This is a genomic window from Jutongia huaianensis (assembly GCF_014384985.1).
GTDB classification, from domain to species: domain Bacteria; phylum Bacillota; class Clostridia; order Lachnospirales; family Lachnospiraceae; genus Jutongia; species Jutongia huaianensis.
In genome coordinates, this window is record NZ_JACRSX010000023.1 from 1 (window position 1) to 12267 (window position 12267).

A 12267-nucleotide genomic window follows, 5' to 3' on the forward strand; every position below is an offset into this window, starting at 1 on the left:
TCCCACTGTTCGGGTTCAGATAATCCTGCAACTGTTCCATTACATATGTAGTAAAAAAAGAATGCTGATATGGAACTAATTTATATAAAAATACACTCATCTCCCATATATCAGTAGGTACTAACATAAACGCCTTATCCAACTGATCATATCTTATTTGTTTTTTTTGATATTTCCCATGTTCAAAATTATCAGCTAAACAAACCTCTTTGTTTGCATCATCATAACCATAAATAAAAGTTGGATGACGAAATCCATAATTTCCACCAAAATCTCTTCGAAAAAATTGATCCAAAAAAGTGGATAAGTAATATCCATTGTTCAAGGCATTCTTTACAAATTCATGAAAACTTTTATACTGCTCCGAAATAAACGATCTTGGTATTATATACTTATTGATAAATGGACATAAATCAAATATATTAGGAGCCAACTGATGTATTCCATAAGGATAAAATGTAATGCTAAAATCAACGGCATCATATTGATAATTTATATAATGAGCTCCTCTCAACTGTATAAATTGATTCATTATCCAATCCCATCCTGTTTCCTGATTTAACAGCAATCCAAACAAAAAGTTTTGTTCCGGCCAAGCCCCTATTTCCACATCACTTAACGGTAAAATCACTTTCTTTTTTGGTTTACTTCTAATTAGCATCCAACTGCCCCTTTATCGAAATCATATTTTCAATCAACTGACTAAATTTTCCAAATTGGCTAAAATTTTCTGTCAGCAAATCCACATCATCAAACGTTATTTTAAAATATTCTTCTGCATCTACAATAAGCTGCATTATTTCTATAGAATCCATCTGTAAATCTTGAATTAAATCTGTATTTTCCGATATACAAATTTCTTTTGAATTACCACAATTGCATTCAATTAAACTAACTAATTCCTCTTTTACATTCATAAATTCTAAATCTCCTCAACTCCTTTATTTCTGACTTCCCTTCTTCTCATAAATCCATTATGCAACAAATTCACAACAATTAAAGCCCAATGTTGTGAATTGGGCTTTAATTGTTGTGAATTTGTTTTTGATTTATATCGTATGTTGTTGCCTAAATTTGCAAAAGAATAATATTAATAGTCCGAGCCTACATTTTTCATCATCTCTCCCATATAATCTGATATCTGCAGTCCTGCTGTTTTCCGTCGAGATGCCACAATCAGCAGTCTTTCTCCCCCTCGAAGAATTAACATATGCTCCCGGTATTCCTCAACAGCATTATAATTTACCAACTCTGACCGGCTGATCTGAATAAATCGTCCGGCATCTGTCTGTCGTTTCACCTCTGACATTTTTCCATAAAACGTGACCACATCTCTATCTATCGTATGTATCTCTATCTTTCTATTATCTGCTCTAAAATACAGGATACGGCTAAACGCGATATAATTCTTATTTCCCTTCGCCTGATAATAAAACACATTTTGTTCTTTTTGGTAAAGCCGGCTATATAATTCCCAAACCGCTTTGAGCTTCTCTTCCGTAACCGGTTTTACCAGAAAATCCATAGGACGTATCGCAAATAACTCCATGGCATAATCTCTGCGGCTGGAGATGAAAACGATTTTGCACTCCTCATCGCCAAGCGTATCCCGAATTGCCCGACCTACAGCGATACCATTCATCTGCTCCATTTCAATATCCAGAAAGATCAGATCAAAATGGTTTCCCTGTTTCATATATTTCCAAAGACCTTTGCCATCAAAAAACACGGAAGTTTGAACCGGCACATCCTCATTTTTTCCAAAACCGAGAATAATACCTTCTAATTGATGACATAAAATAACATCATCATCACAAATTGCTATCCTCATATAATTAACTATACCTCCACGAATATCTGTACCATTATACCTTCTATAAAATAATAAATCTTTCTAGTGATAAGGTCAAGCAATTTGTCTTAAAATCCATTTTTGAATAGATTTTTGTCCTGCTACATCTTCCCTACGATTCCTACTCCATATCCATAATGTCCATCCGGACGATTCGCCCATTTCACAACAACGACCGGTTTATTTCTTTGATCCCAGCCATAAAACTCATATCCTACGATCATCTCCACATGGTAGATTCCTTTGTACCGGCCATTGGATGCGCCTGTCTCAAACATGAGATCTCCCGCCTTAAACTTGAGCTTTGAAGCATTTTTCTGACTAAATCCACCTTTCAGCAGTTTATGATGTCTTGCCAGATATTCCGCCTCTCCTGCTGCAGTCGGTGCGTAGGACGATGCCCCGAATTTGACACCATATTTAGAATACGAACGCCACACCAGCGAGCTGCAGTCATAATACCCCTTCAACATTCGCTTTGGCTGACTATATTGACTGGTAGAAGCAATTCTCTGCGCACACCGGATAACCTTCTTTTTCTTTTTGGTGGTAACTGATATTACACAGCCCAGACGAATGTCTCCGATCTTTGCACTGATAATGGTATTCCCTTCCTTTTTGCCCCGGACTTTTCCCTTTCCAGAAACAGATGCCACCTTCGGACGGCTTGATTTCCACTGAATTTTTCCGCTGTAGCCTTTGATCTTCAGCTTCTTTGTTTTGTGGCGTACCAGCAAAACAGAGGTGTTCGATATTTCAACCACTGATACCCTTAATTGTATCTGAAATTCTTTGTCATACAAGCGGAACGTGACAGTAGTCGTTCCGGCGTCACTGCATGAAAGGATCAGCTTTCCCTGAGACACTCTCGCTGATACATACATTTTGCTGTTGGAGGAGGAGACCTCATAGGTCAGATCTTCGTTTTCATCCTCATCAAAAAGACCGGTATCTCCTCCCTTAATATCAATAGAGACACTGTGATCTGCGCTGTAACTGTTTTTTACAATATAAATATCCACGGATTTTTTTGCCAGAGATACCCCGCTCATATCCGGATATACATAAACAGTATATGTTTTTTCCAACATGATCTCGTCATATCTGCCATCCCATCCGGTCACGGTCACAGTAGTGCTTCCGGTCTTAAGCGCACGATATCCGCCATCTGACGTCATCTGCAATATACTGCTGTCTCCGCTGCGGTAACGAAGCTTTGTCAGATTCTCCAGCGCATACCCGTTAAACTCCTTCCATTCCAGATCAAATTCACCTGCTGCCCCCACGGTTAATATAATATCCTGATGTGCATTTTTCAAATAAATATCCGCTTTGGGTTTTGCCGTCACTACCGGCAATGGTGTCGGCTTCGGTGTCGGGCTGACAATGCCACCGCCGGAAGCTGTGGCCGACGGACGTGCCGTGGCTGTCGGATAAGCAGCCGCCGACACACAGGCACTCTGCCCCATCGGAGGCAGAACGGCACTGATACATATTGCAGCTACAATGCTCCATACCATAAATTTACGTTTCTTTTCAAAAAATGATCTCACGATTTTCCCTCTCTTTCTACGCTTAAACAAAATTTCCCGCAAGCCGTTAGTGACAAGGCAATTTCCAGACACAGCTTCGGGTATTCAGACCCTTAAAAACCAAAAATCATATTCAATACCCAGAAACATCAGAAACAGTCTGGGCATATTATAGTTTTTGGTGTGGGGAGTTTGAGTCAAATACCATTAATTTTTAACATCATTCTATTTCAATGGACTCTCCTTTCGAAATAGAATATATTATTTTTTTCTTTACCTTACGTCCTGTGACCCTCTGTAATGCATCCGCATAATAGTCCAGCTGGATCCGGTATTTGTCCACAAGCTCATGAATATCCCGCTTTACGCGGTCCGTCTTATAATCCACCAGTATGATATCCTCGTCCTCCATAAACCATGCATCAATAATTCCCTGTACCAGCACGGTATCCGTATCCTCTCCCGAAATCTCCGGATGCAGTCTCTGCGCAGGAATTCCCATCATAAACTGCTGCTCCCTGTAAAGTGTTCCGTTTTCTGCGGCCTTTCTCATTCGTTTTCCCAAATCTGTCCGCAAAAACGTACAGAAATCCTTTGCATAAACAATGTCCTTTTCCGGTGACGTCAGATATCCCTTCGCCGTAAATTCATCCAGCCATGTCGCAAATGCCGCCGGCGTTGTGTTTTCATCCATACGCTCATATGGCAGGTGCTCAAAGATGGAATGATATATGGTGCCCCGCTGCGCTCCGGAAAGCTTTTCCTCTCCCTGCAGGAACCGCGGTTTCGGAATTTCGGTCTCGCGGGCAGCTTCCTCCGTTTTCTCCCCCTCATCTTTCGTTTCATCCTCCATGTATTCTACAGATATAGACTGTCTTTCTTCTGTCTGACCAAACACTTCTGGCACATCTGTCGCCTCAGCCCACACATCCTCCTCCAGCTTCTGCGCCTGCATCTCCATACGCTTCAACTCCGTCACCGATATTTTTACCGGTATCTGCAGCTGCGCCTCATACGGATAATGATAATCATCCTCGGACTTCATTTCCTCCTGAATCTCCGGATCATAACAGATATTTTGTTCCCAGTTCTGCAGCTTCTGATAGATTTCTTCATCCTCCACAAGACTCTCTGCTACCCGTCCTGTCACCATACTGCTGTCCCATTTTTCGACCTCAAAATAAGGCGCTGCCGACGCATCAAGAACCAAAGGCATGATCAGCGACAAATAGCTTCTCGCCGAGATCAGATCCGCCATACAATATTCCGGACTTTGATCACTCCATTTGCCCAGATCCTTTTCCAGATCTTTAGACACGCCGGTGATGATGAGCTGCTCCTTCGCTCTGGTCAACGCAACATACAGCACGCGGATCTCCTCCGCCAATGTCGCTGCCACCGAACGGTCAGCAAGGAAATTTTTCAACAGTGTTTTTTTCTTGTATCTTTCCTCCAGATTAATATAATCAATCCCAATGCCGTAGTCATTATCCTTAACAATTCCTCTGGCATCCATCAGATTAAACTGCGTTGCTGTTCCTGCGAGAAACACCACCGGAAACTCCAGTCCCTTACTTTTATGGATACTCATGATCCGTACTGCATCCATTCCTTCATTAACCAGAGATGCCTCTCCAAAATCCACCTGGGATTTTTTCATATTTTCAATATACTGTACAAAGGAAAAAATGCCATGATTTCCTTTTCCGGCATAATCCAGTGCACGCTGCAGCAGCAGCTCCAGATTTGCCGCACGTTTTTCTCCTGCCGGCATTGCCGACATTATATGATAATATCCTGTTTCCCGGTAAATCTGCTGCAACAGATCATACACCGGCAGAACGCCGGCACGCTGCCGGTATGTTTCTATAATGTCCAAGAAACCGGACACCTTTTTCCGGGTATTTTCCGATATATTTCCCCCGGCATTTCTTAAACTGTCATAGTAATTGATTCCCTGCTGCTGCGCTCCAAGCTCCGCCAGTTCATTGTCCGTAAAGCCCCCCAAAGGCGAATGGAGAACCGATGCCAGCGGAATATCCTGCCGTGGATTGTCCAGAACCCGCAGAAAATTCAGGATCACCTCTACCTCCATGGAACTGAAATATCCTGTCTTTGTCTCGGTGTACGCCGGAATCCCCATCTGGGAAAGCACCTCAATATACTTGTCCGTAATCCGGGACGGACTTCGCAAAAGCACCACAATATCCCGGTAACGCACCGGCCGGTAATCTCCTTTATCGTTAATAAATAACGGCTCCTCTCCCTGTACCAGCTCCCGTATTTTTTCACCGATCACAGATGCCTCCAGAGAGTCCTTGTCCATAAAGCCTTTATCCCCCTGAATCACCAGAACCTGTGTTTTGCCTGCTGTCCTGTGAGAATCCTCCGGGAATACTGCCCCCGGCACCAGGCTCGCCGCTTCGTCATAGACAATGCCTCCCAGACACTTCTGCATGATCTTTTCAAATAGAAAGTTTGTAGACTCCAGAACCATTTCCCTGCTTCGGAAGTTCTGATGCAGATCTATTCTCTGTCCCATTTTCGGGTCACTTCCATACGCCTCGTATTTCCCATTAAACAGCTCCGGACGTGCCTGCCGGAAACGGTAAATGCTCTGCTTTACATCTCCCACCATAAACAGATACGGTCGCTGTCCCTGCTCTGCCCGGCTCAGACTGGACAAAAGAGCTTCCTGGATATAACTGCTGTCCTGATATTCGTCAATCATGATTTCCTGATAATACTCCTGCAGCTCCTTTGCTACCGCACTTGGCACATCTCCCTGCTCATGATCCACCAATATCTGAAGCGCAAAGTGCTCCATATCATTGAAATCCAACACACCGTCCTCTCTCTTCCGGACAGAAAATGCCTCCTCAAACAGCTTCGTGGTCTGTACAAGACCTTTGACTGCCGGTGCCATCTGTTCATAGGGACCCTGCAGCTCCTCCCGGAAATATTTCTCCTCCAGCTTCCGGATTCCCTTGTCGATATAAGTTTTTCTCATATCCTGAATAACTTTTTTATTTTCTGCCTTGCTGGAAGCAAGCTTTTTCTTTTGAAAACCACAAATATACCTTGCGTAATCCTCATAATCCGACACCGCCGCACACTGTTCCAGCTGCTCTACATCGGACCAAATCGCCGGCTCGTATTCTTCCGGACCATCCTGCCGGCATATTTCCAGCGTCCGTCTCGCCTGAGCCAGATATCCCTCAAGCATATCTGCCATATATCCCTGCAGCTCTGTTATCCAGTCTGTTGTCTTCTTTTCATAAATGTCCACGATCCCATTCAGCCAGTCCTCCGGCCATGGCGCACTCTGGGACATATTATGTACATCCAGCACCAGATTTCCGGCTGCACTGTCATCTCGTCCGGTAGAAAACGCATCGATCATGGCAATAAAATTTCTGTTTTCCTCTGTCTCCGGTTCTGCCTCCGCCCGTTGATAACACTCCTCCAATACCTCGTCCAGTACTTCCTGCTTCATTAATTTAATCTCTGTATCATCAGCCACGCGAAAAACCGGGTCCAGATCGATCACATGAAAATAATTGCGGATAATGCTCTGGCAAAAGCTGTCAATCGTAGTGATCTGTGCATTGTGAAGCAGAGAAAGCTGTTTCTGCAGACGCTTGTCTCCCGGATGCTCCACCAATGCTTCCTCCAGTGCCTTTCCCACACGCTGGCGCATCTCCCCGGCGGCTGCATTGGTAAATGTCACCACCAGAAGCCGGTCAATATCAATAGGATGTTCGGCATCGGTCACCTCCTGTATGATCCTCTCCACCAGAACTGCCGTCTTGCCAGAGCCTGCTGCCGCAGATACGAGAATATTGCTGTCTCTTGCGTCAATAACACGCTGCTGATCCTCTGTCCACTTCATACTTCCCATATTCCCGTTCCCCTCCTATTCTGTCTTTGCCTCGTTAGCATACTTCTCTTTTAATTCCATATAGACCTGCTCATCCTTTAATTTCATGAGACTGCGGTATTTGTTTCCCAGCCGCGGATCAAACTGGCAGACCCCGTGATATGGACAATATTCACAAGGCGTTTTATCATTTTCCCGGCGATATGGATTTACTTCGATCGCACCTCCGAGAATATCCTCACTCATCTTTTCCAAAGTATCCTGCGTATACTTCATAAAGTAGTTAAACTCCTTTTCCGCTACGCAGTTTTTCGTTGAAGTCACTCCATCTCCGCCAATTCCCTCTACCACCGGATCAGCTTCATTGAGCAGTCCCTTCATTCGAAACTCTTTTATCAGTTTCTTTTCCTTGTCCTTTGCATCGACAGATTCCAGAATCGGATCCTGGGGATGAAAATAAAATATACCGGCCGGAATGATCTTTTTCCGGTTTCCCGTTTTTCTCTTTGCCGCATCCACTGCCGCCTGAAGATAAATAACAAGCTGCATCTGTAGACCATAATAGAAATCCGACAATGATACATCCTTGTCTCCTGTCTTGTAATCCACAATGGAAATATACTCCGCATCTTCTCCGGTCATCTGATCCACTCTGTCCACGCTTCCCCGCAGCCGCAGCGGACCGTGAAGCTGTTCAAAACGAAGCTCGCTGCTGACTGTCTCAAAATTCCCCTGTCCCATCTGTGATGAGATCGCCGCAATTGTCCGGTGCAGCACACGTTTCATAGTTTTCATCAGATAATGGTTTCTTGCCGTATCCTGCAACACTCCGTTTTTGTACTGCTCTGCCACCTGTTGAAAATATTGCTCCGCCTTTTGTCTTCTTTCGCCTTCCTCCACATCCTGCCAGCTTCTCTTATGCAGGATCAGATCCTTCGTGTAAAGCTCCAGTGTTTCATGGATCACATTTCCAATATCATAAAATTCCACGGTTCTTTCCTGCCGTTCTTCCAAATGAAGACCATACTGCAGAAAATGACGGTATGCGCATGACGCATACAACTCAAATCGGGATGCACTTCCATAAAGTGTGTCGCCGTACAGCAGTTCTGCATTCTCCCGGACAAGTTTTGCCTTTTCCGGCTGATAAAAGGCTGCTGCCAGTATTTTCTGCAGTTTCTCCGGATCATGCTCCTTATAATAGGTATAGATCTGCTGCCATCCGGTATCCTCAATACTCCTGTCCCGAAGCCCCTTGATCAGGTATGTCATACCTTTATCCTGTCCCAAAATACGGACAGTATCCCGACATTGATCTTCCACATGAACCGTGATGTCCGGATACAATCTGCGCATCCGCTCAATAAGATATGCCGGCTTTTGCTCCTTACCGTCATTGCCTACTTCGCACAGACACAGATACAAATGCTCCTCCGGCTTGGTCAGGGTCAGATACAGATAGAATTGTTCTGTATAAAGCTTCTGACGTTCTGTCGGTGCCATCTCGAAATCTTCCTGCTCCAGAAAGCTTCTCTCTGACGCTGACAGGATACCTCCTCCACCACTTCTGGAAGGAATATTTGCGTCCGTGACTCCCAGAAAGAATAAGTGCTTCACATGATTTAACCGGGTTCTGGTGAGATCGCCTACGACAATCTGATCAACCCCCGGCGGGATCAATCCCACTCTCGCTTCACTGAAGCCGGTGTCCAAAAGCTCCCGAAACTCCTTGAGAGACATCTTCTCACTTCCCAAAAGCTCTACCAGCCGGTCCAGCACATCCAGTATAATGCCGTAAATCTGGTCATACTCCTTGGCAGCCCCCGCATCTCCTATTTGCCGAAAGGCTTCTACATCTTCCGTCAGCTTTCCATAGAAATTCTGCTCTTCCATAAACTGTATGAGAGCTTCTGCAAATTCTCTGACTGTGTGCTTCCTTGTTTTGATGCTGATATATATTTCCTCAATGTTTTTCCATACATTTTGACGGATATCATTTATTTTTTGATTAAACTCCTGCCCCTGTTCTTCATCCCGGAACGGATATATTTGGGCTGCGTTCCATTCTCCCTTCCATCGGCCCGCTCCGCGAATACCCGATGCCAGCAGATAATTGTCTAACAGGTCCGTTTCCTCTGGGCTCAGCATAGAGTATTTCCCCCGCAGATACCGTATTACCGTATCGTACCGGAAATCATACTGAATCATGTCCAGCAGGGCATCCAGCATATTTACAAGTGGATTGGCAAGAATGGTCTTTTTCTGATCCACAAAGCATGGAATCTGCGCCTGTCCGAAAATATCTCTCGCCAACGGTCCGTAAACCTCCATATCTCCTGCCACCACAGCAATATCCCGATAGCGGTATCCTTCCCGTCGAAGCTTTTTGACACACTCCGCCACAAAGGAAATCTCCTCCTGTGGCTGTTTCAACAGATGAATACTGATGTCTTCTCTGTCATCTCCTTCAACAGCACCTTGATGATATGCCTTCACCGGAAATCGAAATAATGACCGTTCCAGATGCCCCAGCTGTTCTGAATCATGAAATCTTGTTTTTTCAATCTCCTCTCCCACCCGGATAACTTCCGGTTCTTCCATTCCGTTGTCTTTGATCATATGCAGAAAATGTGCTGTCGTTTTTTTACTCAGATAAAACAATTCATGCTTTTCTCCCGGCTGAAAAATCTCCTGGGACTCGTCCATGGTCACCGTCACATAGATGTCGCTGCAGACCCGCATAAGCTCCTCGATCAACTGATACTGCACCGGCGTAAACCCGGTAAATCCGTCCAGACAGATCACCGCATCCTTTAAAAGCTTCGACTGGGACACCACACCACTTAATACGGTAAGTACCTCCTCGGACGTGATATAATTGTCTTTCAGATATGTGCGAAAACTGTGATATGCCACCTTCATATCCTCCAGCTTGCTTTTCAATGCCATACGGGAGCCGGCAGCCTGAATCATATCATCCAGCCCTTCTTCATCAATTCCATACTGCATCATTTCCGAAAGAAAGGATTTGATTTCTGCTACATATCCCTTTTTATGGACATTCCTTCCAAAATAATGTAAATTCTTTTCCTGCTCCAGCAGTACCTTATGAAGGATCAGCGTCTTGCCCATATCGTCCAACGCCGGCAGACTCGTCATACCTGTCTCTCCAAAAATGCGGTATGCCAGGCGCACAAAGCTCTGCACTTCTATATTCATAATCCCCTGATGTTCACTGATATCAACAATCTCTTTCTGAGTCTGCATCGTTGCCTGCTCCGGCACGATCATCAGAAAGGTTTTGTCCTTTTCCGCCTGTGCCCTCTCTACAACGGTATGATTCACAAAATAAGATTTTCCCCGTCCGGAACCTCCCAGTACGAAATAAACTGCCATTTTATGCCTCCCATTCCTGTCTTCCTCAAAAATATTATACTTAATCCGCTATAATTTTCTTTTTCAAATAATACCTCTTTATTATACGTTATTTTCTACCGCAAGAAAAGCGTATCCTTGTTCTATCTTTTTCCTTTTGGAATATACTGTAATAACCGGAAATTTATCATATTGGGAGGTTTTCCTATGTCGCGTACCAGAATTGTCATTTTTCAAATGAAGGAAATTATTTATACTGCTGTTTTTGTGGGGCTGGGCATTTTACTGCTCGTGCTTCTTTTCTTTATGTTCTGGCCGGGCAAGGGAAAAGAAAGTGCCGGCACCTCTTCCCCAGCGGCAATCTCCGGCTCCAAAAAATCTGCATCCACAAGCTCAGGTAAATACATAGCAGGGGTATACAGCAGTGAACTTACCCTTGGGGAATCCAAAATAAATCTACGGGTCTCTCTGGATAAAGACCGCGTAAAATCCGTGGAAGTAGTCAATCTGAAGGAATCTGTAGAAACTATGTATCCTCTGATCAAGCCGGCGGTAAAAGAAATCTCCGACCAGCTTGCTCAGGATATTGCCCCGGATCAGGTTGTGCTGTCCGATGACTCCCCCTATACCTCCCAGCTTATTCTTGACACGGTCTGTCAGGTTATGAACGAAGCCTCGACGGAATAATGTCTAATTCATAAGCCATTTTTGATTATATTATTTTCTTATACAAAATCATTTCAAAAACAAAAAGACAGCCTTTTATGAATTTAGCTGATACGAAATCGCTTCATAAACTGCTGTCTTTTTAAGTTATATATTTCTATTCTAACAGATATCTTTCTGTTTTTTATATTCTCCGGGGTATGACCTTTTCAATTCATTTTGTTTATTTGTGACGGACTGCATTATTGGCTGCAACCGGCTGCTTCTCACTATCCCCGTCACTCTGAAAGATCAGATGACGATACGGAGTCAATGCCTTGATCAATACACTTCCAAGAATACAGCAGGTTATGACCTCACCGGCTCCCACTGTTAATGCCTGAAACGGAATAGATATATCCACACCGTGAACCACAAACGTCATACCATACGCATAGCGGAGAACAAATGGTATGATCACCATATTGGCAATAACCGGCGGCAGAGTTACAAGAAAGGAATGTTCTCTCAATGCATAGCTCCCCAATGCTCCCAGCAATGTTGCCAGACTGCCAAAGATCACATCCGGAAGCATCGCTCCTGTCAGCAGATTACTTAACAGACATCCGATAAAAAGTCCGGGGACTGCAGCAGGGGTAAAGAATGGCAGTACTGTCAGTGCCTCTGATACTCTGATCTGGATCGTTCCTGATGCAAGATTAAACGTGTTGATGAACATTGTCATTACAATGTAGATTGCAGCAATCATCGCTGCCTGTGTGATAAAATAGAGTTTTTTTGTCTTCATTTCTAAATCTCCTTTAGTTTTGTTTTACGAGTGGAAGGTCTCGAACACTCGGTATTTCTGGTGATAAGCGAATTGCACCCCTTACAAAATCGCTGTTAACTATCCTATCACGTTTCTCGTGGAAGTGCAAGACATTTACAGAACTTTGCACACTGCCTGCTACACTATTCCGGAA

8 protein-coding genes are annotated in these 12267 nt (G+C 44.1%); 1 reads left to right on the plus strand and 7 read right to left on the minus strand.

The features are described from left to right. The 6 genes from H8704_RS12720 to H8704_RS12745 form a co-directional block, all read right to left on the minus strand. Nucleotides 1-661, minus strand: a 661-nt coding sequence (locus H8704_RS12720; RefSeq protein ID WP_249298504.1) for a hypothetical protein, incomplete at its 3' end; no start/stop codon positions are given. Beyond that, nucleotides 651-917: an acyl carrier protein gene (locus H8704_RS12725; RefSeq protein ID WP_249298505.1), complete on the minus strand. Its 267-nt coding sequence runs from the start codon at nt 915-917 to the stop codon at nt 651-653. The genes H8704_RS12725 and H8704_RS12720, both read right to left, overlap by 11 nt. 173 nt (nt 918-1090) lie before the next feature. Next, nucleotides 1091-1831, minus strand: a complete 741-nt coding sequence (locus tag H8704_RS12730; RefSeq protein WP_249298506.1) for a LytR/AlgR family response regulator transcription factor — start codon at nt 1829-1831, stop codon at nt 1091-1093. A 122-nt stretch (nt 1832-1953) separates the two neighbouring features. Then, nucleotides 1954-3405, minus strand: a complete 1452-nt coding sequence (locus tag H8704_RS14300) for an Ig-like domain-containing protein (RefSeq protein ID WP_249298507.1) — start codon at nt 3403-3405, stop codon at nt 1954-1956. A gap of 199 nt (nt 3406-3604) precedes the next feature. After that, entirely contained in the window at nt 3605-7285 is a 3681-nt protein-coding gene (addA, locus tag H8704_RS12740) for a helicase-exonuclease AddAB subunit AddA (protein WP_249298508.1), read from the minus strand. A gap of 15 nt (nt 7286-7300) precedes the next feature. Further along, nucleotides 7301-10660 carry a PD-(D/E)XK nuclease family protein gene (locus H8704_RS12745; protein WP_249298509.1) on the minus strand — a complete coding sequence of 1120 codons (3360 nt, stop codon included), beginning with the start codon at nt 10658-10660 and terminating at the stop codon, nt 7301-7303. A gap of 186 nt (nt 10661-10846) precedes the next feature. Between H8704_RS12745 and H8704_RS12750 the strand changes: the two genes are divergently transcribed. Further along, entirely contained in the window at nt 10847-11326 is a 480-nt protein-coding gene (locus H8704_RS12750; protein WP_118679297.1) for a hypothetical protein, read from the plus strand. Nucleotides 11327-11528: 202 nt separating this feature from the next. Here the strand turns inward: H8704_RS12750 and H8704_RS12755 are convergent, their stop codons facing one another. Beyond that, on the minus strand, nt 11529-12092 hold the full coding sequence (locus tag H8704_RS12755) for a QueT transporter family protein (RefSeq protein WP_249298510.1): 564 nt from the start codon (nt 12090-12092) through the stop codon (nt 11529-11531). Between the last annotated feature and the right edge of the window lie 175 nt (nt 12093-12267).